At 53.7% G+C, this 24068-nt stretch carries 20 protein-coding genes; 15 read left to right on the top strand and 5 right to left on the bottom strand.

Going from position 1 to position 24068, the window contains the following annotated elements; translation table 11 throughout:
• The first annotated feature begins 5 nt into the window (after positions 1 to 5).
• The 3 genes from AC0LWT_RS01315 (at position 6) to AC0LWT_RS01305 (ending at position 2957) form a co-directional block, all read left to right on the top strand.
• A complete protein-coding gene (locus AC0LWT_RS01315) occupies positions 6 to 773 on the top strand; it encodes a pseudouridine synthase (RefSeq protein ID WP_474679407.1) in 768 nt (255 codons plus the stop codon).
• 137 nt (positions 774 to 910) lie between these two features.
• Positions 911 to 1711 carry a Cof-type HAD-IIB family hydrolase gene (locus tag AC0LWT_RS01310; protein ID WP_474679406.1) on the top strand — a complete coding sequence of 267 codons (801 nt, stop codon included), beginning with the start codon at positions 911 to 913 and terminating at the stop codon, positions 1709 to 1711.
• Positions 1712 to 1886: 175 nt separating this feature from the next.
• Complete coding sequence (locus AC0LWT_RS01305; protein WP_474679405.1) at positions 1887 to 2957, top strand: hypothetical protein; 1071 nt, start codon at positions 1887 to 1889, stop codon at positions 2955 to 2957.
• A 69-nt stretch (positions 2958 to 3026) separates the two neighbouring features.
• On the opposite strand, the gene AC0LWT_RS01300 is transcribed toward AC0LWT_RS01305, so the two are convergent.
• Entirely contained in the window at positions 3027 to 3659 is a 633-nt protein-coding gene (locus tag AC0LWT_RS01300) for a nitroreductase family protein (protein ID WP_474679404.1), read from the bottom strand.
• Positions 3660 to 3879: 220 nt separating this feature from the next.
• On the opposite strand from AC0LWT_RS01300, the gene AC0LWT_RS01295 reads away from it, so the two are divergent.
• A complete protein-coding gene (locus AC0LWT_RS01295; protein WP_474679403.1) occupies positions 3880 to 4152 on the top strand; it encodes a hypothetical protein in 273 nt (90 codons plus the stop codon).
• On the opposite strand, the gene AC0LWT_RS01290 is transcribed toward AC0LWT_RS01295, so the two are convergent.
• The gene (locus AC0LWT_RS01290) at positions 4125 to 5486 is read right to left on the bottom strand and encodes an RsmB/NOP family class I SAM-dependent RNA methyltransferase (RefSeq protein ID WP_474679402.1); all 1362 of its coding nucleotides are present in this window, start codon (positions 5484 to 5486) and stop codon (positions 4125 to 4127) included. The two genes, AC0LWT_RS01295 and AC0LWT_RS01290, sit on opposite strands and share 28 nt — an antisense overlap.
• Before the next feature lie 145 nt (positions 5487 to 5631).
• Between AC0LWT_RS01290 and queD the strand changes: the two genes are divergently transcribed.
• The 9 genes from queD to AC0LWT_RS01245 all read left to right on the top strand — a co-directional run bounded on the left by queD (position 5632) and on the right by AC0LWT_RS01245 (position 19643).
• The gene (gene queD / locus AC0LWT_RS01285) at positions 5632 to 6105 is read left to right on the top strand and encodes a 6-carboxytetrahydropterin synthase QueD (protein ID WP_474679401.1); all 474 of its coding nucleotides are present in this window, start codon (positions 5632 to 5634) and stop codon (positions 6103 to 6105) included.
• Positions 6105 to 6785 (top strand): 7-carboxy-7-deazaguanine synthase QueE, encoded by a 681-nt coding sequence (locus AC0LWT_RS01280; RefSeq protein WP_474679400.1) that lies wholly within the window; start codon positions 6105 to 6107, stop codon positions 6783 to 6785. The genes queD and AC0LWT_RS01280 overlap by 1 nt, the downstream gene beginning before the upstream one ends.
• Positions 6786 to 6812: 27 nt before the next feature.
• Positions 6813 to 7529, top strand: a complete 717-nt coding sequence (gene queC / locus AC0LWT_RS01275; protein WP_474679399.1) for a 7-cyano-7-deazaguanine synthase QueC — start codon at positions 6813 to 6815, stop codon at positions 7527 to 7529.
• Between the two features lies 1 nt (position 7530).
• On the top strand, positions 7531 to 8208 hold the full coding sequence (locus AC0LWT_RS01270) for a response regulator transcription factor (RefSeq protein WP_474679398.1): 678 nt from the start codon (positions 7531 to 7533) through the stop codon (positions 8206 to 8208).
• Positions 8205 to 9602: a sensor histidine kinase gene (locus AC0LWT_RS01265; protein WP_474679397.1), complete on the top strand. Its 1398-nt coding sequence runs from the start codon at positions 8205 to 8207 to the stop codon at positions 9600 to 9602. The genes AC0LWT_RS01270 and AC0LWT_RS01265 overlap by 4 nt, the downstream gene beginning before the upstream one ends.
• Positions 9603 to 9747: 145 nt before the next feature.
• On the top strand, positions 9748 to 12864 hold the full coding sequence (locus AC0LWT_RS01260; RefSeq protein ID WP_474679396.1) for an efflux RND transporter permease subunit: 3117 nt from the start codon (positions 9748 to 9750) through the stop codon (positions 12862 to 12864).
• 17 nt (positions 12865 to 12881) lie between these two features.
• Positions 12882 to 14174, top strand: coding sequence for an efflux RND transporter periplasmic adaptor subunit (locus AC0LWT_RS01255; RefSeq protein ID WP_474679395.1), 1293 nt, complete (start codon positions 12882 to 12884; stop codon positions 14172 to 14174).
• A gap of 34 nt (positions 14175 to 14208) precedes the next feature.
• Positions 14209 to 15969, top strand: coding sequence for a hypothetical protein (locus tag AC0LWT_RS01250; RefSeq protein ID WP_474679394.1), 1761 nt, complete (start codon positions 14209 to 14211; stop codon positions 15967 to 15969).
• 1169 nt (positions 15970 to 17138) lie between these two features.
• A complete protein-coding gene (locus AC0LWT_RS01245) occupies positions 17139 to 19643 on the top strand; it encodes a hypothetical protein (protein WP_474679393.1) in 2505 nt (834 codons plus the stop codon).
• A gap of 122 nt (positions 19644 to 19765) precedes the next feature.
• Here AC0LWT_RS01245 and AC0LWT_RS01240 read toward each other — a convergent pair whose 3' ends face one another.
• Both AC0LWT_RS01240 and fabF read right to left on the bottom strand, forming a co-directional pair.
• On the bottom strand, positions 19766 to 20167 hold the full coding sequence (locus AC0LWT_RS01240; RefSeq protein WP_474679392.1) for a helix-turn-helix domain-containing protein: 402 nt from the start codon (positions 20165 to 20167) through the stop codon (positions 19766 to 19768).
• A 140-nt stretch (positions 20168 to 20307) separates the two neighbouring features.
• On the bottom strand, positions 20308 to 21543 hold the full coding sequence (gene fabF / locus AC0LWT_RS01235) for a beta-ketoacyl-ACP synthase II (protein ID WP_474679391.1): 1236 nt from the start codon (positions 21541 to 21543) through the stop codon (positions 20308 to 20310).
• A 106-nt stretch (positions 21544 to 21649) separates the two neighbouring features.
• On the opposite strand from fabF, the gene AC0LWT_RS01230 reads away from it, so the two are divergent.
• A complete protein-coding gene (locus AC0LWT_RS01230) occupies positions 21650 to 22498 on the top strand; it encodes a helix-turn-helix transcriptional regulator (RefSeq protein ID WP_474679390.1) in 849 nt (282 codons plus the stop codon).
• A 994-nt stretch (positions 22499 to 23492) separates the two neighbouring features.
• Positions 23493 to 23705 (top strand): helix-turn-helix domain-containing protein, encoded by a 213-nt coding sequence (locus tag AC0LWT_RS01225; RefSeq protein ID WP_474679389.1) that lies wholly within the window; start codon positions 23493 to 23495, stop codon positions 23703 to 23705.
• Between the two features lie 30 nt (positions 23706 to 23735).
• Here AC0LWT_RS01225 and AC0LWT_RS01220 read toward each other — a convergent pair whose 3' ends face one another.
• A complete protein-coding gene (locus tag AC0LWT_RS01220) occupies positions 23736 to 24029 on the bottom strand; it encodes a hypothetical protein (protein ID WP_474679388.1) in 294 nt (97 codons plus the stop codon).
• Positions 24030 to 24068 lie beyond the last annotated feature (39 nt).

Here is a 24068-nt window from a genome sequence, read left to right as displayed (position 1 = left end):
CGCGTATGAAACAAACGCAAAGGCTCGATAAAATACTCGCCCATATGGGCATCGGCACGCGTTCCGAACTGAAACGCCTTGTCAAGAGCGGGGCGGTGTTCGTTAACGGCGCCAAGGTGAAAGACAGCGGCATGCAGATCCATCCGGACAAAGATGTCGTCACGGTAAACGGCGAGCCGGTCATGTATAAACAATTCGTATACGTTATGATGAACAAGCCGCCGGGCGTCGTCTCCGCCACGGAGGACAATCGCGACCGTACGGTGGTCGATCTGCTGGACGATGCGTACGCTTCCTTCGAGGTGTTCCCCGTCGGCCGGCTGGACAAAGATACGGAAGGGCTCTTGCTGCTGACCAACGACGGCAAGCTGGCCCATAACCTGCTGTCTCCGCGCAAGCATGTGCCCAAAACGTACTTTGCCAAAGTGGAGTGGGACGTGGGGCAGGCGGACATCGACGCATTCGCGCAAGGCGTTACCCTTGACGACGGCTACGAAACGCTTCCGGGAGTGCTGAACATTGTGGACGCCGGAAGCCGCCAGGACGGACGGTCATCGCAGATTGAGCTGACGATTATGGAAGGTAAGTTTCATCAAGTGAAACGAATGTTCCAGTCTGTGGGCAAAACGGTCGTGTATTTGAAACGTTTGTCTATGGGGCCGCTTCGGCTCGACGAGACTTTGAAGCCGGGCCAGTCCAGGGAGCTGACCGAAGAAGAACTGCTTGCTTTACGCTCCGCGCACGAGCAGGAAAGCGGTATGCGAGACACTTAGACATGCCGCGCGTCAAGCCGACCGAATCGCCGCAGGCGGGAGTTTTTCGAATTGTTTTTCTTGTAAAGCGGTCCCGGGCCATGATTTCATATGGTACAATATGACGAAAATGAGGAGAACAGGAGAGCGGTTGTACAGTGAAATACAAATTAATCGCGTTGGACGTCGACGGCACTTTACTCAATGATCAGTATGTTTTGACCGAACAAACGAAGCAAACGATAAGGGAAATTCACGAAGCGGGCAGCGAGATTGTACTCTGCACAGGAAGGGCGCCTGCCAGCACGCTGCCGATTTTGCAGGAGCTCGGGCTGGAAGGAACGATGATTACGCACAACGGCGCTGCGACCGTTCATGCGGACGAGCGGGGCCAGACGCTGGTTCATGAATTCTCGTTTTCGCTTGATGCCATACATCCGATGCTCGATTACGCCCGAAGGGAAGGCATTCACTTTGACGTGTGTACGCCTTTTAACATGTACATCGAACGCATCGGCGAATACGAGAAGCAGATGTACAAAAAATTTCTGATCAACCCCAAACTCGTAACCGATGTGGCGGAGCTCGGTCTGCCGATCGTGAAATTTACGCTGTTCGGCCAGCCGGAAGTGCTCGACCGGGTGCAGCGGGAGTGGGATGAGCAGAAGCTGTACGGCGATCTGCGGATGATACGCAGCGGCGACCTGTTTATCGATGTGATGAGCGCCGAGGCGAACAAAGGCAACGCCCTGCGCGCGCTGGCCGAGTCGCTTGCCATCGATTCCGGCGAAATTATGGCGATCGGCAATTATTATAACGATTTGGAAATGATGGCGTACGCCGGACTTGGCATTGCGGTTGACAATTCGCCGGAAGACGTCAAAGCCGCCGCCGACGCGATTACAGCGTCCAATAACGAGGACGGCGTGCATGAAGCTATTTTAAAATATGCCCTATAGACGGTCGAACAGGCGGTTGAACCCTCAATTTTTGAGGGTTTTTGTCGTATTTGGGGGTTCAAAAGGGGCCTTATCCTATTGCATCGGGCGCTGCCCGACCATTCATATTTTAGGCAAATGCGGGACATTCTACGAATGAATGAACAACGATTCGTAGAGGAGGCTGGGCGAACCCATGGCCGATATCTTGTTAAGACCCGATCTCAAAACGGCAGGCGGCGAAGTTTGCGATATTATGTGTAACAGGGAGTTTGTCGGCACGTTAACGCTGGTGTACAGGGAAGCGGACCGGTTGTCCGGCTCCATACAGCTTGAGCGGCATTCCTTGCCGGAAGCGGACAAGCAGGAGATTTACGCGTTTATGCAATCTCATATGCAGTATTTGATTGACGCTTTGGGGATCAAGCAATGCGAGGTGCTCGTCACATACAGCGATTTCGATTTCGTGATCGCTACCGATCACGCGGCGCAGTCGGCCTACCCGGACCGGGAACCGGATGCGTCGTTGTACGGCGACGACGAAGCGGACTATGAGTGGATCAGGGACGAATCGCGTTTTGACGATATCGATCCGGAAGGTGCCGATGAAGTCGGCATGACGGCGGACCGGAACGAGCTCCCGGAGTATGAGCTTGTGATTGTCGGCGAAAGAAGGAACCGGGTGGATTACCATATTTATGATCAGGAAGCGGAAATTGTCGCAGAGGCTTCCGTGCATATCTACGGTTCCGATGTCGTAGGGGCCGTCGAGTGGCAATTCGAGCCTTTTGAAGTGGAAATGGATTGCGCTGCCGAGTTGATCGTGAAAGATTTTGATGAAGATTTGACCGATACGTTCGTAATTCATATGAACTACAAGGGAGAACCCATCGATACGATCGAGCTGGCGCATGTCGATTTGCTGGATGAGGAAGAGGACGCAGACAGTGACTTTCTGCAGCCCGGGCGTGACGACTATCAGGTCGTACTCGTCAGAGACGACGGAGATACGCTTACTTACGAGATTTATCAGCCGTCCTATGGAAATCACCCCATCGGTACGGCGACTGTAGATATTAGCCAGCGTCAACTGACAGGCTTCGTCGATTTGCGCGAGCCCGGCAATTCCGACGACCGGGAGCTGATTGCGACTTTGCTGCTGGAAGAACTGGATAAGGAAAAAGACTACGAAACCGTCAATTTATCGATGCTGCACAAAAACAAGCTGATCGACGAGATTTTGTTTGAGTCCGATCAGGTGCATTAAAACGAACAAAGGCATGGAACCCCCGCAGCCGGGAGTTGCATGCCTTTTTGTGTGGACGAGTCCGGTATATTAAAACGTGTTGGATACGGTAATTTGCTCCAAAGGAAGTCTTGTGGACGGTCTGGCCGGATTCGCAGGCAAGCCTACGCTGATCAGCATGACCGGCACATAACGCTCAGGCACGTTGAATTCTTTGACGAAACGAACAGGATCGTAGCCGCCCATCGGGCAAGTTTCGTAGCCGAGCGCTTTGGCGGCGATCATCAGCTGCATGGCGGCGAGGGAAGCGTTGCGGATCGCTTCGTCGCGGGCAACCTGGGCGGATTGGTACACGCCTTCGATTTGTCCGGCAAGCGTATCTTTCAGCTCTTTGGGCATATGGCCGGCAGCTACGAGCGGACCGAATACGGGCTCTACGTTTTTGTTCGCTTCCAGATCGCCGAGAACTGCGATGACAACGGAGCTTTCAACAATTTGCTTTTGGCCGTATGCGATCGGAAGCAGCTTTTCTTTGTAGGCTTGGTCTTCAATTACGATGAGTTTCCAGTGCTGCAAGTTCCATGAGGAAGGAGCCTGGGAAGTGGACAGCAGCAGCTGCTCCAGATGTTCTTTAGGCATTTTGTGCCCGGCTTGATATTCCTTAACCGAGTGGCGCTCTGCCAAAACTTTTAAAACTTCGGATTGTACGGATTGTTGACTCATTTGAGAATCCCTCCACAAATTTTTTTTTAGTTTGCTGTCTGCTGCGGTAAAGCATACAGTCGCGTTCGCATGGAAAAATTGGCATATTTCCATGCTTTTAACTGCAAGTATGAAAGTAACATTTTACTGTAATTCTAAATTTTATCTCCGCCGATGTCAATGGCTCTTTCGGACTGTCAAAAAATGTTGGATAATGGGAGCAAGGAAGGGGATGTCCCTGATGAAAATGACCCAGGAGGAACTGAGCCATCTTGTTTTTTTAACGGAAGTTGTGCTGACGGGCAAGAAAAAGAGCCTCATGCACGAGACTCTGCAATGTTTGCTTTATATAGTAAAATCGGTGGAAGAGGTTGATCTTCCCGATTCGGTAGTGGATCAGATCGGGCGGCTGACTGCCCTGATCGAATCCGACCTGCGCGATGAGAACGAGCGCATCCAGGAAATACGCGGCCATCTGGACTGGCCTCAACCCCGGCGCAACCCTTTGGGGTAATGGTTTTTAAGCTGGCCGCCGCTTTCTTTGCCCCAGCCGAGCGGAAACCCGTCTGCGGTCATGAGCACCCAGCCGTTGACGTCCCGGCCGGTCGTTAGCGCTTCGCCGCGCAAGTAAGCTGCGGCATCTTCGGAATCCGCAGACGCGTTAAACGTCTTGGCCGTGGCCATAGCCGCGGCATCGAGCGCTAGGGCGAGCGCGTGGGACGGTTCGAAGCGGTTCTTTTTCAGCTCGCCCAAATGCAGCCCCGGCCTGAGCACTTTGAGGCCGTCCAGATCGCGGCTGCCGAAATCCGAGCCAACTGCAGAAGGCAGCATATAGAGCTGGTCTCCGAACAGCAGCGGCTCGCCCTCTTCCAGCCGGAAGTCCGGCAGCGCATCTTTGCAAAAGCCGGCGAACTGCCGGATGGCTTCGGCGGCGTTTTTGTCCGGTCTGCCGCTGCTTTTAGGCCGCCGTCCCGTGTCCTGCGCTTCTTTGCGGCTGCCGCCGTCTTTGCGCAGCAGCGCGACAAAGTGGCCCTCGCCCTTGTGCTTGTGCGGCCATATCCGTTCTGTCCGGATCAGCTCCAGCATCGGGAATTCGCGCAGCAGCGCTTCGACGGTCTGCTCGTTTTCTACCTTATTGAAGGTACAGGTCGAATAGGCCAAGAGGCCTCCCGGTTTGAGCATCGCGACGGCATCGGGCAAAATGTCCATCTGCCTTGCCGCGCACATCGCGACATGATCGGGGGACCATTCGGCGATCGCGTCATGGTCTTTGCGGAACATGCCCTCGCCCGAGCAAGGAGCGTCCAGCATAATTTTATCGAAAAAAGCCGGGAACCGCTGCGCCAGCCGATCCGGCGGGGCATTCGTTGCAACCGCGTTTGCGATGCCCATGCGCTCGATGTTTTCGGACAAAATTTTCGCCCTGGCCGGATGGATTTCATTGGCAATGAGCAGCCCTTTGCCGCGCATTTTGCCGGCGATTTGCGTCGATTTGCCCCCTGGCGCGGCGGCAAGATCGAGAACGGTATCGCCCGGCTCCGGCGCCAGCAGCTCAACGGCCGACATGGCCGACGGCTCCTGGATATAGTAAAGTCCGGCCGCATGCCACGGATGCCTTCCGGGACGGAACCGTTCGTCATAGTAATAACCCGTGCCGCACCAGGGCACCGGCTCCAATTCAAACAAGCGGGCAATCCGTTCGGCCGCCGCGCTGTCCGGCGAAAGCTTCAACGGGTTCAAGCGCAATCCCTGGGTTCGCGGTTGTTCATACGTTTGCAAAAACAGTCCGGCTTCTTTGCCAAGCATGCGTTTCATCTGTTCTATATAAGCGGCAGGCAGTTGCACCACGGGTTCAAGCTCCTTTTTTACGATAGTCGGTTGAAGCGGATAAGATGAGCATTGCCCTATTATACCTTTTTGAACCGATTGTGAGAAGAACGTTTGCCGTGATATAATGGGGAGTACTTGTTTTTTCATACACGAGGTGAAAGCTATGAGCTATGAAATACCGAAGGACGTACAGGTATTGGGGCGCGACATCGAAGAGCATCAATTGAAATATCATCGCAAAACCGTACTGGTGTCCAAGGAATTTACGTTTGACAGCGCGCATCATTTGCATTGTTATGAGGGAAAATGTAAAAATCTGCACGGCCACACGTACAAGCTGCAAGTTATCATGAGCGGCAAAGTGGACAGCCGGGGAATCGCCATAGATTTTGGAGATATCAAGCGCATTGCCAAGGAACGCATTGTCGATCGCCTGGATCACCGGTATTTGAACGACGTGCTGCCGCCGATGAATACAACCGCCGAAAACATGGTCGTCTGGATGTACGAGCAAATCCATGGAGCGCTGCTTGAGGAGCTGCTGTATCCGGCCATCCGGCTGGAGGAGATCCGGCTGTGGGAAACTCCGACCAGTTACGCGGCGGTGACGCGCGGGATGATGGAGGAGGAAGACTGATGCGCGAGACGCGTATTCCGATGGTGGAAATTTTCGAGACGGTTGAAGGCGAAGGAACCCGCGCCGGGTTTCCGACGGTCTTCGTCCGTCTTTTTGGTTGCAATCTGCGCTGTACGTGGTGCGATACGAAGTACAGCTATCCGCCCGCGGAGGCCGAGTTCGTCATGACGATCGGTGAAATCGTCGATCGGGTACGGACGTACCGCTCGCGGCATATTTGCCTGACCGGCGGAGAGCCGCTGCTGTACGGCGAGAAGTCGCTCGCCCTGGTTGAAGCGCTCGCCGCGCTTGAGCAGGTCGACGACCTGCACATCGAGACGAACGGTGCGGTCGATCTGGCGATGTTCATCGAGCGGATCGAGTCGCCGAAGGTGCGGTACATCATGGACTTCAAGCTGCCGGATTCCGGGGAAATGGACCGGATGCTGGCCGGCAATCTCGGGCTGCTGCGCAAGCAGGACGAGCTGAAGTTCGTCATCGGCAGCGAGCTTGACTTCCGCACCGCGGTAGAGGTGCTGGACAAGCATCCGACGGCGGCGCTGCCCATGTTCAGCCCGGTGTGGGAGACGATGCCGCCGCGCAAGCTGGTCGAGCTGATGCTCGCAAGCGGGCTTGCGCACGTCAAGCTGAACATGCAGCTGCACAAAATCATTTGGGACCCTGCGATGCGCGGGGTTTAATTTCAATAAATAAACGGAGTGGATAGCATGAACGAGCCGGTAAAGAAAGCTGTGGTCATTTTAAGCGGAGGCCTGGACAGTACGACGTGCATGGGCATTGCCGAAGCGAAAGGGTACGAGATTTACCCGCTCACGTTCGATTACGGGCAAAGACACCGTATCGAGCTTGAAAATGCGAGGCAGGTTGCCGAACATTACGGCGTCAGCGAGAGGCACAAAATCATCAAGCTGGATTTTTTGAAAGATTTCGGGGGCAGCGCTTTGACGGACGATTCCATTGACGTTCCGCATGCGGCGGCCGGCGAATCGGCGCATTCCGCTCAGGAGCAGCCGGAAATTCCCGTCACTTATGTGCCGGGGCGCAACCTGCTCTTTTTATCGATTGCGACTTCGTATGCCGAAGTTACCGGCTCCGAGGCGATTTACATCGGCGTCAACGCGCTCGATTACAGCGGCTACCCGGACTGCCGTCCGGCGTTTATCGGCAAATTCGAGGAAGTCATCGCCTTGGCGACCAAAGTCGGCGTCGAAGGCAAAGGAATAACGATTGAAACGCCGCTGATCGAGTGGACGAAAGCGCAAATTATTGAGGAAGGGCTGAGGCTCGGCGTACCGTACGAGCTGACGACTTCCTGCTACAACGGGAAGGCCGAAGCTTGCGGCGAATGCGACAGCTGCCGGCTGCGCTTGAAAGGGTTCGAGGAAGCGGGCTCGACAGACCCGATTGCCTATATGGGGGGATAACATGGCCAAAGTGCTGGTTGTGGACGACGATCTGGATATCCGCGAGCTGATTCGGGTTTATTTGGCCGGAGAAGGCCTGGATGTGATCGAGGCGGGAAATGGACAGGATGCGCTCGCCATCGTTGAAACGATGCAGATCGATCTGGTCGTTCTCGATGTGATGATGCCGCTTATGGACGGCTGGGAGCTGTGCCGCGAGCTGCGGGCCCAGTACAGCGATCTTCCGCTGCTCATGGTTACGGCGAAGGGCGAGTCCGCCGACAAAGTGAAGGGCTTCAAGCTCGGGACGGACGATTATGTCGTCAAGCCGTTCGATCCCGTGGAACTGGTGATGCGCGTGAGGGCGCTGTTGAAGCGGTACCGGATCGCCTCCTCCCAGACGGTGCAAATCGGGGACATTGTCATTGACCGCATGCAGTATGAGGTGCGCGTAAAGGATCAACGGGTCGTGCTGCCGCTTAAAGAATTCGAAATTCTTTACAAGCTGGCCAGCTATCCGGCGCAAATTTTTACACGCGCGCAGTTAATCGAGCAAATATGGGGAATCGACTATGAGGGCGACGAGCGGACGGTTGACGTGCACATCAAACGGATCCGGGAACGCTTCGAGAACGAAACGGACCAATTCCAGATCGTGACGATCCGCGGTTTGGGCTATCGGCTTGAGGTCAAGTCATGATCAAAACGCTTTATTTGCGCGTTGTGCTGACCTATTCCGCCGTCGTCATTGTCAGCGTGCTGCTTGCCTTTCCGGTGACCATGATATTTTTTACCAGCCAGATCTCCGTGCAGATTCAGGCCGGGCTGCTTACTGCAGGCAATCGGGTTATCGAAATGAGCGAAACGTTTCCATCCGTCCCTTTGGAAGATATATTGAAATCAAGCACCAAACTAAACGACGGATTTTCTTTAACATTGTTCAAAGACAGCGGAAATTTTCAAACTTACGGCATTCAAGACAAGAAGTACTTCCCCGTTATTCAGCCCGAAGAGGTGCAGCAAGTGCTGCAAGGCGAAGTTTACAAAAACAGCGTGCGGTACACCGACAATCTGAGCGATCTTGCCACGATCAAGGTCGGTATTCCTCTTGTCAAGGACGGAAGGACGTACGCTTTATTTGTCGCTCCCAAAATATCCGAGGAAGGCAAAGGGCAGACGAGGGCTGCGGTTTTGACCGGACTTGCGGTCGTCCTGATTATCGGAAGCATCCTTATTTTGTTCGCTTCCCGGTATATTGTCAATCCGATCAAAAAGCTGACCCTGGCGACGAATCGTCTTGCCCGCGGCAATTTCAACGTCAATGTAAAGATCAAGCGGAAGGACGAGATCGGACTGCTTGCGGAAGGCTTTAACCATATGGCCGGGGAATTAAAGCAGCTGGAGCAAATGAGACAGGATTTTGTCTCGAACGTATCCCACGAGATTCAGTCGCCGCTCACATCGATCCGCGGTTTTTCCAAGGCGCTCAGACAACCGGAAATTACGGAGGAGGACCGCCACCGGTATTTGGAAATTATCGAACGGGAAAGCGAGAGGCTGTCGAGGCTAAGCGAAAATTTGTTAAAGCTGGCTTCCCTCGAATCCGAGCATCATCCTTTCCATCCTGCAACCTTTGACCTCGATGAACAGCTGCGCAGAGTCGTCGTTTTTTACGAGCCTCAATGGTCTGAGAAGCATCTGGAAATGGAACTGGAGCTGCCCAGAGTTAAAATTACGGCGGATGCCGATCAGTTGAATCAGGTTTGGATCAATTTACTCGGCAATGCTATCAAATTTACCCCGCCGCACGGGAAAATACGTTTGAAGCTTGTGACCCGGATGGACCGGATACGGGTTCTGGTCAAGGACAGCGGCATCGGCATCCGCAAAGAAGATCAGGAGCGGATTTTCGACCGGTTTTACAAAGCTGATCAGGCCAGACAGCGCGATAAGGGAGGAAACGGGCTCGGGCTGGCTATCGTCAGAAAAATCGTCGAGATGCATCAGGGAACGATCGATTTGCGAAGCGAACCGGGGGAAGGCACGTTATTCGTGGTCACGCTGCCGATTGTAATGCACCATCCGAAAAATTAATCTGTGAAGCGAAGCCTTGGAGAAATATTTTCCAAGGTTTTTCTTTTAGTTCATATTGGGTTCATATTCACCGGGTATCTTGAGCATACGAACATTTGATTTTGATCCAAATGTGCAACACGATTGTTACGAGGGGAGTGCAGGAATGAATCGAATTACACAGTTTTCCATGAAAAACGTGTCGGCGCTGTTCATCATCATGATCATGCTTTTTGTGGGCGGGCTCTATACGTCTACGCAGTTGAAGGTCGAGAACATGCCGAACGTATCCTTTCCGTATGTTGTTGTAACAACAACCTATGCGGGAGCGCCCAAGGATGTTATGGATGAAGTTACGGATCCGATCGAGGAGAAATTGGCTAACATGGAAGATCTGGATACCATGAGCTCAACCTCGAGCGATAATTTCTCGACGATCATTTTGAAGTTCAAAGAAAATGTGGAGGCGAAACAAAAGAAGCAGGACGTTCAGGATTTGCTTGCCGAGGTGAAATTGCCGGCTGCCGCAGGAACGCCAAAAGCATCCACATTCGGCGCGGCATCCATCCCGACGAACTATTTAGTCGCCTACGCCGAAAACGGCATGAGCCAAACCGAGCTGGACGCTTTGTTCAAAGACAAAATCAAGCCGGGGCTTGAGGGCATCAATGGCATCGACCATATGGATATCGTCGGCGCGCGCGATACGTCGCTTGATATCGAACTGGACGCAAGCGCCATGGAAGTATACGGCTTGTCGCCATCGTCGCTGAGTGCCGCCATCAATGCCGCCGTCGCGAAAAGTCCGATTGGCAGCGTCGAGATCAGCGGCAACGACAAGATGGCCCGCGTAACGGGCAACATTACAAGCTTGTACGAGCTTGAACAGCTTGAAATTACGACGCCCAAGGGAGATATCGTCAAGCTCTCCCAGGTGGCCAAAGTCAAATCCGTCACGGAGTCCAAATTTATCGGGCGGTTGGACGGCAAACCGGCTATCGCGATGGTGATGTACAAATCGGGCAGCGCCAACGCCGTCGAATTCTCGGGAGGCATCGAGAAGATGATTCACGGCTGGAAATCGTCGATGCCGAACGTAACGTTCAAAAATACGTACGACAGCGCAGACCAGATCAAGGAATCCATCACGGGTCTGATTCGCGAAGGGGTCGTAGGCGCCGTTTTGGCCTCGTTGATGATTCTGATTTTCTTGCGCAACGTCCGGATGACGCTGATCGTGCTCGTATCGATTCCGTTGTCCATCCTCATTACTTTATTGCTGATGGGGCAGCTGGGATTGACGCTGAACACGATGACGCTCGGCGGTATTTTTATCGCGGTCGGCCGTGTCGTCGACGATTCCATCGTCGTTATCGAAAATATTTACGCCTCGCTGGAAAAAGCGCAGGAACGCAAAGAATCGGTTATCGCTCTGGCAACGAGCCAGGTGGCGATGGCGATTACGTCATCCACACTAGCGACGGTAGGGGTATTTGCGCCGTTGGCGTTGGTAACCGGCATCATCGGCGGATTTTTCAGACCGTTTGCCTTAACGATCGCGTGCGCGCTCATATCTTCCCTGATCGTCGCACTCACGGTTATTCCGATGCTGGCCAAATTGCTCGTGCTGCGAGGCAAGCCGGGTAAAGCGCATCACGACGAGTCGCAGCACGGCAAAATCACTTTGTTCTATGAAAAAGTGCTGCAGTGGAGCTTGAAAAACCGCATCAAGTCGTTGCTTATTGCAGGTTTGATTTTTGTCATTACAATTGTCGCTACGATGCCGTTCTTATCCGTTTCGTTCTTGCCAAGCTCTAAGCCGTCCAAAACGATGTACTTCCAATTGAAGATGCCTTATGAGACTTCCTACGATGCAACGGACGCCAAAACGAAAGAAATTGAAACTGAGCTGATGAACTCGAAAGATTCTAAAGGCCAGCCGGTATTTACGTATGTGGAGGGGCTCGTCGGGTATGCGGGCAATAACGATGAGCGTACGCCTTACGCTTCGCAAATATTTGTGAGCGTCAACGACAGCGTAGCGCCGGATAGAGTCAAGGATCAGGTCAAAAATTACATTCTTTCCGAGCTTCCGGCCGGTTCTGAAGTCGAGCCCAAATCGATGGAAGGCGACATGGGAGTCTCCTCAACCGACTTCGAATACACGTTGAAAGGGGAAGACCAGATTCAGCTGGAAAAAGCCGCCGGTCTGGTAAAAGCGAAGCTGAACACGTTCCCTGAGCTCAGCGAAGTCAAAGATAACCTGAGCGACGCGAAGACGGAAGTCGAAATCGCCGTCGACCAGAAAAAAGCGAGAGCTTACGGTCTGAACGCTGCGACAGTCCGGGATACCGCGCGCGCCTGGATCCAGAAACAGGCTCTTGGCGATATGAAGTTCGACAATATCGTATACACCACAACGGTGTCGCTGGATAAAACAGATAAAGACACCTTGGAAAAGCTGGGCAATATTCCGTTCACTACTTCCACGGGCTCCACGGTTCTGCTGAAGGAAGTCGCCAAAATCAATGTAATCAAAGGCGCCGCTTCGCTTGGCCGGGAAGGCCGCCAACAGCTTGTGAAAGTGACGGCCAAAATCAATTCCAGTAATAAAAACGGCGTCAGCCAGAAACTGTCGCAGGCGCTGGCCGAAGTGACGCTGCCTGATGGCGTATCGACGAAAGCCGGCGGGGTATCGGACGATATTAACAGCAGCTTCTCGCAATTGTTCGTCGCCATGGCGGCTGCCGTATTCGTCGTTTATTTGATCATGGTGCTCGCTTTCGGCAACGCCGGCGCGCCGTTCGCCATCCTGTTCTCGCTTCCGCTCGCCGTCATCGGCGGCCTGCTCGGACTCGTCATAGCGAGAGAGCCGCTTACCGTAACTTCCATGATCGGGTTTCTGATGCTGATCGGGATCGTCGTTACGAATGCGATCGTGTTGGTGGACCGTGCTCAACAGCTGCGCGAAGAAGGCTACACGGTACGGCATGCGCTGATTGAAGCGGGAAAAGTTCGTCTGCGCCCGATCATTATGACAGCCGGCGCGACGATTATGGCGCTTATCCCTCTTGCTCTGGGCATTTCCGGAGAAGGCGGCCTGATCGGCAAAGGGCTTGGGGTCGTCGTTATCGGCGGTTTGACCACATCGACCATCTTGACTCTGGTTGTTGTGCCGATCGTCTACGAATTGATCGAAAGCTTTAAAAGCAGAGTTTCCCGTATGTTCAAAAGAGGCGGCAAAAACAGCGAGAACGCATCGCCGGGCACAGTCGAGGTTTAATTAAGGGAGGCACATAGATGAAAAAGGTTAGCACGGAAAATAAAAAATACAAACGTAAAACTATAGGAGTGTTCGCTCTCTTGACTGCGGCTGCGCTTCTGGCCGCTGGCTGCTCGGCTCCGGGCGGGAGCGGTGCGGCAACCACGCAAATAACGCCGAGACCGGTAAAAACCGATGCGATCGCGAAGCATTCGATCAGCAGTCCTATTGAACAGGTGGCCGACTTAGCGGCCGGCACGACTTTGGACGTCATTCCCAAAGCGAACGGCGAGGTCACGGAAGTTTTGAAAAAGCGCGGCGAGTACGTGGAGAAGGGCGATGTTTTGTTCGTGATCGACAGCAAAGATGCGGTGTCGGCCAAACAGAAGAGCGAGCTCGCCCTGCGCAGCGCCCAGGAATCGCTGTCGCAAGCCCAAAAAGACAAAGTCAACAACCGCAAAGATTTGGCGGATAACGTGACAAAATCGCAGACTGCTTTGCAAAATGCCAAGCAGGATTACAACAAGATCCGCAATGACTTCGACGCGGGCCTCGTAACCCAGCATCAGGTCGATCAAACGAAGCAGGCGCTCGACACGGCGCAGATGAATCTCGAATCCGTTCAAAACAAGCTGTCGGCTTTCGATTCAAGCGATTCGATATCGTCGATACAAACGCAAGCCGAATCATCGGCCCTTGCCCTGGATGACGCAACGCGCTCGCTGGAGAACTACAGCGTAAAAGCGCCGGGCAGCGGCATTTTGACCGACTTTACGATCGTCGTCGGACAGAGCGTTTCCGCAGCGGCGGGAAAAGTCGGCCAGGTACAGCAGGTTGACCCGATTAAAATCAAAACGGAGCTGTCCGAAACGAACTATCAGCTTGTCAAAGGCAAGCAGGAGCTCGTATACTACAATCCGGACGCCCCCGATAAAAAGGGAACCGCCAAAATCAGCTATTTGGCGCCGATCATGAGCGCAACGACCAAAACGTATACGTTGGAGCTTGAGGTCCCGAACCCCGACCATCAGCTGCAGCCGGGCACGCGTTACATGGTCCAACTGACAACGGAAAAAGAAGAACAAGTCGTCTCCGTGCCTACTTTAAGCGTCGTCCGCGAGGAATCGGACACCTATGTGTACATTTTGCAGGACGGCCAGTATCAAAAACGCAAAGTGAAGCTTGGACGCATCAACGGGGAGTTTCAAGAGGTGCTTGAAGGTGTGAAGGACGGCGAACAGCTTGTCGTAACCGGGCAAAACACATTGAAGGACGGGCAAAAAGCGGAAGCGGCCCAGCCTTCGCCATCGGCGACTCCGGCAGCCAAATAAGAAACGCAAATCTCAGAACAAGGAGTACACGAGCATGAAAAAACCATGGAAAACGGGTTTTACCGCGTTAGTCATCGGTACGATGATCATTCAAGGAGGGCTTCCGGTGTTCGCTGCGGACGCTGCGGCAGTTGTCGCAGCTGCTCCGTCGTCCAATTACGGGCTGACGAGCGACATTCGCGCGGCGATTAAAAATATCGCCGTCGAATCTACGGCGAACGGCCTGCAAATATCGGCAACCGTTAGGGTATACAACGGAGGCGAGACGCAAAACCGCCTGCCGGAGCATGAGCTTCGCGTGCGGACGGCGGAAGGCCTCGTCTATACGCTTCAGCCGAGCGTGAGCAACAAGGCGGCTCTGCAGCCGAAAGAAATCGGCGAACTGACCTACATGGCGGTCGTTGACAGCAAAGAATTGACTAAAATCGACTCGATCTCCTTCGTCAACGTGGACATCTATTCGTATCCGAAGCAGGAAACGACGCTGCTGACGATGCCGGCAAGCTCCGTATGGTACGGAACCGGCAACGCGGCGCTGCAAAAGCTTGATTTGCTCAATTGGGGACAGGCGTTCACGATTCCCGGGCTGAACTCGGGGCTTGTGTACACGCCGGTTGAAGCGACTGTGCAAAATACGCCGGTTGCAGCAGCTGCGCAAAACACGTCGTCTGCAGCGGCTGCACAAAATACGAGCGGCGGCCGGGCGGTCGTAGTTACACTGCTTGCCGAAAATCCGGGAAGCGGCCGGGAAACGGTTCCGACCTTCCGTCTGGATGCCCAAACCGCTCAAAAAACGTTCGAAGGCAAACGAACGGAGCAGGATGCCGTAACTTTGGACGGAGGCGAAAAGAAATACATTCACTTCGCCATTCCGATTGACAACGGTGCGACGGTTTCCGACCTCCTGCTGGTCACCACGGATTCGTTCATCGCCAAAGCGGGCGCGCAGGCAACGCCGATCAACACGGGCAAGCTTGGCTTCGCTTGGCCGGCTGCCGGACAAGGAAATGCGGCTGGCACGGCTTACACGATCGGCACTCCGATCGCTTTCGACCCTATGACGAAAGTGGTTGACAGCAAAACCGAAGTGTCGCTGATGGAGCTGCACCTTCACGAGAATCCGGGCGAAGGCTTCAAAACGGTCGTCGCCAAATTCAAGCTGACGAACAAAAGCGATGTGCCGGCAGACGTTCCGGCATTCCAAACGGAATTGTCCAACGGCAAAGGGGTCACTTACCGCGGCTCCAGGCAAGCGAAGGTAACGACTACAATGAATCCGGGCCTCAGCTACGTTGTCAGCTACTCTTACAATGTGCCGGAGTCGGAAACAGGTGACACGTTCTCCATGAAGCTGCTGGACGCGCAGGCGGCGGCGCCTTACACGACAACGGTCGCTTCGCTGCAAACGAAGGCTCAAACCGAAGAAACCGGCAATACGTACTCTTTATATCCGTTTGATCTAAAGCTGAACAGCGCATTTGTCGCTTTCACTTATGCCCAGTCGCAATATTCCTATAAAATCAATCTGGATCTGGACATTACGCAAAAGGAAAATGTCGTCGTCGACAACAACTTCTCCAAGCTGAGATTTGAAATTGTCGATGGTGCGGGTCGCGTGCTCGGTTCCAAAGACGCTACCTTTACAGGCGCGAACAAGCTGATCAGCGGCACCCAGATCATCGATGCGAGCAACGTCACTTCCCAGCAGTTCGTCACTCCGGTATCGGTTAACATTTACGAGTTGATCGAAACCGAGAACGGCACAGCGAAACGCCTGCTCGCCAACGCAAAATAACATAAACAGGCTGTTCCCAAAGCAGATGAATGCTGAATTCTGCCGGAGGGGGCGGCCTGTTTTTTTTGCGCGCCTATGTCGGCTTGCTAGCGGGATCACCCGAAAAACCTGCGGCCGGCCGGGGGCATATCGCAGGCAACGCGCAGTGCCGAACATCCTCAGAAGCCAGGCTGCTAGAAACCCACACGCCGGAGCCGGCGCACAATCTGCCTGGCTGCACGAAGAAAACTTGAAAAAACTCCTATAACGTTGTGGGCGTCACCCCCACAGTGTGAAATTAACCAGGTCTACTGCGTTATATTTTCGTATAAAGTGGGGGGTTTTTGCTCATTGGTGCGCTTGTTTCGAACACTTTCTAGGGAAATCCGTTTTTTTAGCTAGAATATAGGTTTATGTCCTGTCTTGGTCGGACATTCCTGCTCAATCTACCTTGTAACGTGAAGAAAACCTGCAAAAGTGCAGGTTTTTGCTCATAGATGCGCTGGCTACGAAATATTCCTGCAATTGTGCAGGCTTTTCGCCGCGAGCATGGGTTCCGACTCATTTTTATCGAAAATTACTGCACAATTGCAGGCTTTTCGCCAAAATGAGCTACTTTTGTGAAAAAAGCCTGCACTTTCGCAGGTTTTTGGGCTGCCCTGCCAGGCTGGCCGCTTTGCGAACGGCAGCGCCCCTTCTGGCTGCCCCAGCAAAGTGTCGCAGCTTCCCCCCCCTGTGACGACTACCGTCATGCGACGCCGTATCGCGCGCTTGGGGCTGCGAGCGTTGGTGCGTCTGACCATTGCAATTTTTTCGGGCCCAAGCCTTCGGGCGGAGAAAGAGCAGCGTCACCTAACTATCCCACAAGGAACGATGCGGCACCTCGTTTCGGCAGAGGTGACGGCACATTTCGCGGCACGGAAAGATCCCCCGCGGTATTGCCGATTTTTTAGCGATGCAACGCTATACAGATGATGCCGCTAGGGTTCTCTTTGGCTGTACTGCACAAGCGGTATCGCAGGGATCAGGCCCCAAGTCCCGCTTGTTTTATCTTTTTTGCGATGACTTTTTGGATTTGTATACTCTTTCTTTCTTTTACTATGGTAAAATAAAATAGGTTTTGACTGTAAGCGCTCTTAGCCTAGTTGATAGACAAGCTTCGCAGATTCCGGCGGGAGGGAGGAGACCGGTTGAATAGAAAGATTTGGATGAGTGGCGCCGCGTGCCTGCTTGTCGGAATAATTCTGATCGTCAGCTATTTTGCATACGGACGTCCGGAGGAGCGGTTGAAGGATGTTCTCCGTGGAGCCGATCCGTCCGTTTCCCCGGAACCTTTGGCGGCGAAGCCGGATCACACTTCCGCCGATATCGAACGAAAGCTGCAGGAAATAAACGCTTGGAAGACGGCCGAGCAAGGTTTTTCGACGGATACGCAAGAGCCCCTGATTTTGCTGCGCAACGATAAGCAGGTCGTTTACGTCCAAAACAATCAAATTCGTTACGATTGGATCGGCGGCGCCAATTATCAAAATATCCCTTTAAATTTCCCTGCGGTGCGAAAAGGCTACATATGGAGAAGCGGGACGACCGCCTATATCGGGCTTTCCGTTCAAAAAGGCAAAGGGGATTGGTATGAAATCAATCTCGCTGCATTGACCGGCAATCCGTTGAAAAGGCTGGGGGACATCCAGCTCGCCCCTGAGTCTGTCAAAAGAGTTACATTTTCCAAAAAACCGGCGGGCGCGCTTTTTCTCGAAAATAAAGATGAATTGTACCAGGAATACTGGATCGGCGGGCAGGCGAGGGAACAGTTTTATGTGAACGATTACTCTCCGAATTTGCAAAAGGCGTCTGCCGCGTCAGGTCAGCCCGTTTTCGGCAAGGACGGATTTGATAACGTTCAAGAGCATGACGGCGCCTACATGATGGAAGATGACCTGGGTTTGCTCGTCTATCAGGCGGGAGGGGGCGGCCCGCAAATTTTTCGCTTGTCGGGATATAAGTTCCAGCAAATCGTGCCGTTTCCGACGGACCCGGTTCTCAAGCTGCAGCCGGTTTATTCCGGTAAGGACGCCTTCCTTCTTCTAGTCAGAAGCGCCGGGGACAAAACTTCCAAGGGCGTCCTGCTTCCATCCTATAGCCCGGTTTTGTTCACACCTTCGCCTCAGCTTTTGGAGCAGGGCTGGACGTTGATTGACGGGCAAAGTTTTGTAAAAACAAGCGCACAGCGAATAGAAACGTTGTCTTATCCGCCGGCCTCGCCGGCCCGTTCTCAGGAGGAGGCGCATTCGGCTGCCGCATCGCTGGCGGGTTTCTCCGAAATCGTGCGGCACAATAAGCTGGTAGCTGCGACGAAAGACGGGATTCGGCACTATTTGTCGCTTAGCGATTTGATGAACGTACGGCAGCAGGAAGACACTAGCGCGCTGTGGATGAGGGATCTTCCCCAGGGGCAGACGATCGAAGAAAAGAAACAGCACAATCCGCAAAAAGAGCTGACTTTCTCTTTTCCGGAACTTCATGCGGGCAGCGATGCGTCATCCATTCCCGCGGAACTGCAGGAGGCGCTGCGGCGGCGGGACAACAGCGGAAGCGGGGACAGCAGCGCAGGCCGCACGATCCGGCAGATTGCAGGCGTCTGGTACGTGCTGTCCAACGATACGATGGAAACGTGGGATGCTGCGGCTGGATTCAAAACGGCCGGACGATTGCCGGTGAAAGTCCGCTGCTCAGCAGGCAGTTATGTCACGTGCGCAACAGCGGCTGATTTTGCGCAAGAAGAAGGGTACTGGTATGTGGCCGATACGGTGGGCAACCGGGTTTTAAAGCTGAGCGGAGAGTGGAAGCTGGTGGATGAAGCGAGCGTTCCGGTGCCCTCGCGGCTCACCGTAACAGCTCAAAAAGAGCTTGAAGTTCAAAGCCTGCAAGGCATTCTGCTTATGAACCGGCAACTGAAGCAGATTTCGCTCCAGCCGTCCCGTGCGGAAGAGACAGGGCAACTGCCTCTTGTCGACGTCAGCGCTGCCCCGGAAGCTGTATACGAAGCTGCGAACCATATGCTATGGGTTTTCCTTATGGACCGGCTTTACTTGTACGATACCCGCAAACATACGATAATAACGCATTATATTGGCGCAATGACCAACATGAGCGGGTCCGCCAAGCTAATTCCGTATCGCAATCAGGTGCTCCTGCTGCTGGATGACCGGATGCATGTATTTGACAGCCACGGAAATTGGCAAAAGGAAATTTCGTTCCCCCGGTCGCAGCCGGACGGGATTTACGATGCTACCCCGACAGGCGAAAATTCCTATACGTTTAATAAAGAGCTTGGCGCGCTTTACTTGATCCAAGGCTACAGGCTGCTGCGCATTGAGCCGGACAAAGGAACGGTCGGCACCTTATTCTGGCAGCTTCAAGCCAACATGGGCAAGCTGCTGTCGGACAGGGGGAAGCTGTATTTTACGCTTCGGCCCGGAGGCAGAAGCGAACTGCCGACGGATCACGAGGAGCTTGTCGCAATCGATACCGGCTCGGGGAAGGCGACGAGATACCGGCTTTCCGGGAATTACACGACGGATTCGATCACGAAGGACAGAGAATTGCGGTTATTATCGCAAACGGATTCGAAGGAAGATTCCGCTCCGGACCGGTTGGTCGTTTACAAGTTGAATGTGCAGGGCGGCTTGGAATAAACATCAAAAAGGGATACCGCGGCTGACCGTGGAATCCCTTTTTTGGTTTAACGAAAATCCTCGAAAGACCCGATTTCCAGCGGAGCGGACTTAGGGTGTCATTTCAAAGGGATTGCTGTTCATCAGCTATTCTCCTGCTGTTCTGCGGCGTCGCGCGCCTTGCGCTCCTTCCAGAACAGCACGGTGAGCATGCGCTCGACCCATTCTTTGTCCACAGGAGTCAGCACAATTCCGTCGAACATAAGCTCATTCTCGCGAATAAACCGGCGCAGATTGACGGGATCGCTTTGATATTCCTGAACGGGCTGGGCGGACTCCAAATATCCGGCAATTTCCATAAGTTCCGAGTACGAAGTGTTCAGTCCTTCGGACAGCTTCATCAAAACTTCCGGCGACGGCACGCCGCGATTACCGTTCTCCAATTGGGAAATGTATGCCGCAGAAACTCCCGAACGGTCGGCCAGCTCGCGGATCGTAAAACCTTTCAACTTGCGCATATCTTTTAATTTATCGTAAAAATACACGTTTCATCACCCTCACGAACGATCCATAAGTAAACATAAGTTAACATTAATATATTAACAGTTTACTTTAGTTATTACAATCCCTTTGGGAGGATTCATATATTAATAACTGGATCGCGAGGATGAGGCCGGAAAAATGTTTATGAAAATCTTTTGAAAATGACAACCGCGTTGTGGCCGCCAAAGCCAAACGAATTGGACAAGCCGATTTGAAGCTGAGCGGGTCTTGCTTTCAAAGGAACATAGTCCAGATCGCACTGCGGGTCTGCATGCTCCAGATTGATCGTCGGCGGTATGACTTGCTCCTGCAGCGTTTTGATGAGCGCTACGGCTTCCACGCCGCCGGCGGCGCCCATCATATGGCCGAGCATCGATTTGTTCGCGCTGATCGGCACCTCGTAAGCTCTGCGGCCGAGAAGCCGCTTGATGGCGAGTGTCTCCGACAGGTCGCCGGCCGGCGTGCTTGTCGCGTGCGCGTTGATCGTGCCGATCTCCTCCACGGCGAGCCCGGCGTCGTCAAGAGCGATGCGCATGGCCCGGTACGCGCCATCGCCTTCTGGATCGGTCGCCACGATGTGGTAGGCGTCCGAAGTCGTGCCATAGCCGACGATCTCGGCATGGATGCGGGCCCCCCGCCGCTCGGCCGATTCGAGCGACTCCAGCACGAGCACGCCCGCGCCTTCGGCGGCGACGAAGCCGTCGCGCTGCGCGTCGAACGGGCGGCTGGCCTTCTCCGGCGCGTCCGTACGCCCCGCAAGCGCCGTCGCGTTGCCGAAGCCGGCGAGCGCGAGGTCGGTGACCGTCGCCTCGGCTCCGCCGGCGATGACGGCCTCAGCGCCCCCGCGCTGGATCAGCTTGAACGCCTCGCCGATGGCGTTATTGCCGGTGGCGCAGGCGGTGACGGGTGCCTGCACGGGGCCTTTGATGCCATAGCGGATGCTCACCTGCGCGGCGGCCATGTTGGCTATCATCATCGGCACAACGGTCGGGCTTACCCGTCCCGGACCGCGCTCCAGCAGCGTCCGGTAATTGTCCAGCATCGTCTGGATGCCGCCGATGCCTGAACCGATATAGACGCCGACCTTCTCGGCGTTCGTCTCATCGATGCTGAGGCCGGCATCCTCCAGCGCCTGCTTGGTTGCTGCGACCGCGAATTGGCAGTAGCGGTCCATTCTGCGCACATCGCGTCCGCCGATGGCGGCTTCCGGGTCAAAGCCGCGAACGACCCCGGCGACATTCGTTTTGTAGATCGAGGTATCGAACGTGTCAATATGTGAAATACCCGACTGTCCATCGACCAAATTTTTCCAGAACGTTTCCGCATCCTGTCCGATCGGACTAATGACACCCATTCCCGTAATGACTACTCGTTTCATACAGATGATCCCTCCTAAGCTTTTTTAATAGTTTGGCATAAGAATTATCCTATTACAAGTTATGGTTTATACTGGTATAATGAATTACATGATGGGGGGATTTTTGATGGATTCGAAAGAACGTTTGCGAGCGTTATCCGAATTTTTGACGGCGCACCGGGCCAAGCTGCTGCCGAGCGACGCCGGGCTGCCGGCAGGCAGCCGCAGACGCACGCCCGGGCTGCGGAGAGAGGAAGTCGCGCAGATCGCAGGCGTCAGCACGACCTGGTACACGTGGCTGGAACAAGGAAGAGAGATCAAAATGTCCGTCCAGGTGCTGGAACGGATTGCTTTTGCGCTGCAGCTCAGCGAAGATGAGCGTCAATATATGTTTTTGCTGGCTTTGGAGCAGCCGGCGCCAACCGCCGTTGTCGACAGTACGCCGACGATCAGCCCGGCGCTGGAGCGGATTTTGACTGAGCTTCGGGAGTGCCCGGCGATTATTTTCGACCGGAGGTGCCACATTGTCGGCTGGAATCAGGCGGCGGCCGGGGTATTTCTCGATTTTGAACGGATTCCCGCGGAAGAACGCAACATGATCTGGCTGCTGTTTACGCGCAAAGAGCTGAAGGCGCTGGCGGTGAACTGGAGCGATTTTGTGAGGGGCTTTTTGGGGATGTTCCGCTCCTACTACGGGCAGTACGCGGGAGACAACTGGTACAGCGAATTTATTCAAAAAATCGGGGAGCGCAATCCGGAGTTCCGGACGTTTTGGAACCACAACGATGTCAGCTCTGCGCCGGAAGTATTCATCGAGTTTCGCCACGCCAAAGTCGGGAAAATGCTGTTCGATTTAACGACGATGCAGGTGCAGGGGCGGTCGGACTTGCGCTGCAGCGTGTACACGCCGTCGAAAGGGTCCGATACGGATGCCAAAATCCGGCTGCTGATGAACAAACTGGACAAGCTAAAATAAGCCGCGAGCTCCGGTAGGCCGGGGGGCCAGGGCTCCGGGGCTCCGCCAAGCGGGTCGTAGTCCGCGCAGCGGTTTGGCAGTCCGCGTAGCGACATGGCAGTCCGCTCAGCGGCTCGGCAGTCCGCGCAGCGGCTCGACAGTCCCGGCTCAGCGGCCAGGCAGTCCGCAAAGCCTGCAAAAGTGCAGGTATTTTCCGTGCAAGTGGTTCGTTTGGAGGAAAAGCCTGCGAAAGTGCAGGAATACCGGCTCATAATGTGTTTGAGCTCGCATATTTGTTAAAAAGCCTGCATATTTGCAGGAATGTTTCGAAGCACGCGCATCTGCGAACAAAAAGCTGCACTTTTGCAGGCTTTCTGGCGCGAGACCGACGGCGCTTTTGTCAGCTCGGGGTGAACTCACGCTCGGGAGCAAGCTGAGCGGACGATACTTTGTGCGAAACGAGGACAGACTTGCCGGGGGGCCGTTATATTACTTGAAGGCGTCGCCAAGCGTTCAAGAATCGAATAGCCGACCCGCTGCGCGATTTGGCTGATCGGCATGTCGGTCGACTCCAGCAGATGGGCGGCTGCGCTCATTCTGGCGTACGCGAAAAGTCATGTTATCGCTTTTGGGCGGCGGCGAGCTTGCGTGGGGACAGAACCGTACCGTCTCCATATCGATCTGCCGGCTGCACAAGAAATTTTCAGGAACTTTCTCGATAAAAAGCCTAGCCCTGGCAGTCGGTACTGCCGGGACTTGGCTTTTTTGTGCTGTCAAAAGTAAAGCAAAGCCAGACAAGAAAAAAATATACAAAAGTAAACATAATTGATTGCAATAGCGGAAAATAATGGTATAATGTCAATCAGGGGAACAAAATGAGAACGGAGGTTGAGTGCCAACGCAGCCGAGATGCAATAAGGTTTCTAATGGATATAAAGTCACTTAACCTGAAATAAAGCGGTTCAATGGAATTAACAGTTGTAAACAAAAGAGAGAACGGGGGATTTGCAGGGATATGAGAATTATGGCGAAGTCCGATGCATTCATTAAAGCGCGAATTATTAAGGGCTACACCCAGAGAGAACTGGCGAAGCATTCGGGTTTAAGCCATGCTTATATCAGCTTACTAGAACGTTCCATGAAACCGGTAGGACCTGCGACGGCCAAAAAATTGAGCGATGTATTGGGCAAAGATCTGGAGGAGCTGTTTCAAATTGAGCTGCTGTGAGAACACAATTATTATATTACAGAGTGGTGTTTAAGTAAAACTGAATATCAGCTTTTCCGCAAGCATTAACTTTTTTAATGATACTGGTTGTTTACCAGATTGTTGAAAAACTCGCACGCAGGAGGAAGCCCGTCTGTTTGAACGCGCGCGGAAAACCTGTAAAAGTGCAGCTTTTTCCTCGTTGGTATGCCAGCAGCGAAATATTCCTGCAAATCTGCAGTTTTTTTCGCGAATAAATGGGTTCAGGATCATTTTGATCAGGAATTCCTGCACAATCGCAGGCTTTTTCTCAAAACGGGCCTCATCCGCATAAAAAGCCTGCACTTTCGCAGGTTTTATGGGCTGCCAAGTTGCTTCACGAAC

It is taken from the genome of Paenibacillus sp. sgz302164, assembly GCF_056120505.1.
The sequence above is the reverse complement of the archived record's forward strand: the minus strand, read 5'-3'. Positions and strand labels throughout refer to the sequence as shown.

Bases quoted from the DNA above. Each gene is read 5' to 3' on its own strand.
- AC0LWT_RS01315 (WP_474679407.1), top strand. From the start codon at position 6: ATGAAACAAACGCAAAGGCTCGATAAAATACTCGCCCATATGGGCATC.
- AC0LWT_RS01305 (WP_474679405.1), top strand. From the start codon at position 1,887: ATGGCCGATATCTTGTTAAGACCCGATCTCAAAACGGCAGGCGGCGAA.
- AC0LWT_RS01300 (WP_474679404.1), bottom strand. From the start codon at position 3,659: ATGAGTCAACAATCCGTACAATCCGAAGTTTTAAAAGTTTTGGCAGAG.
- AC0LWT_RS01295 (WP_474679403.1), top strand. From the start codon at position 3,880: ATGAAAATGACCCAGGAGGAACTGAGCCATCTTGTTTTTTTAACGGAA.
- queD (WP_474679401.1), top strand. From the start codon at position 5,632: ATGAGCTATGAAATACCGAAGGACGTACAGGTATTGGGGCGCGACATC.
- AC0LWT_RS01280 (WP_474679400.1), top strand. From the start codon at position 6,105: ATGCGCGAGACGCGTATTCCGATGGTGGAAATTTTCGAGACGGTTGAA.
- queC (WP_474679399.1), top strand. From the start codon at position 6,813: ATGAACGAGCCGGTAAAGAAAGCTGTGGTCATTTTAAGCGGAGGCCTG.
- AC0LWT_RS01270 (WP_474679398.1), top strand. From the start codon at position 7,531: ATGGCCAAAGTGCTGGTTGTGGACGACGATCTGGATATCCGCGAGCTG.
- AC0LWT_RS01265 (WP_474679397.1), top strand. From the start codon at position 8,205: ATGATCAAAACGCTTTATTTGCGCGTTGTGCTGACCTATTCCGCCGTC.
- AC0LWT_RS01260 (WP_474679396.1), top strand. From the start codon at position 9,748: ATGAATCGAATTACACAGTTTTCCATGAAAAACGTGTCGGCGCTGTTC.
- AC0LWT_RS01255 (WP_474679395.1), top strand. From the start codon at position 12,882: ATGAAAAAGGTTAGCACGGAAAATAAAAAATACAAACGTAAAACTATA.
- AC0LWT_RS01250 (WP_474679394.1), top strand. From the start codon at position 14,209: ATGAAAAAACCATGGAAAACGGGTTTTACCGCGTTAGTCATCGGTACG.
- fabF (WP_474679391.1), bottom strand. From the start codon at position 21,543: ATGAAACGAGTAGTCATTACGGGAATGGGTGTCATTAGTCCGATCGGA.
- AC0LWT_RS01230 (WP_474679390.1), top strand. From the start codon at position 21,650: ATGGATTCGAAAGAACGTTTGCGAGCGTTATCCGAATTTTTGACGGCG.
- AC0LWT_RS01225 (WP_474679389.1), top strand. From the start codon at position 23,493: ATGAGAATTATGGCGAAGTCCGATGCATTCATTAAAGCGCGAATTATT.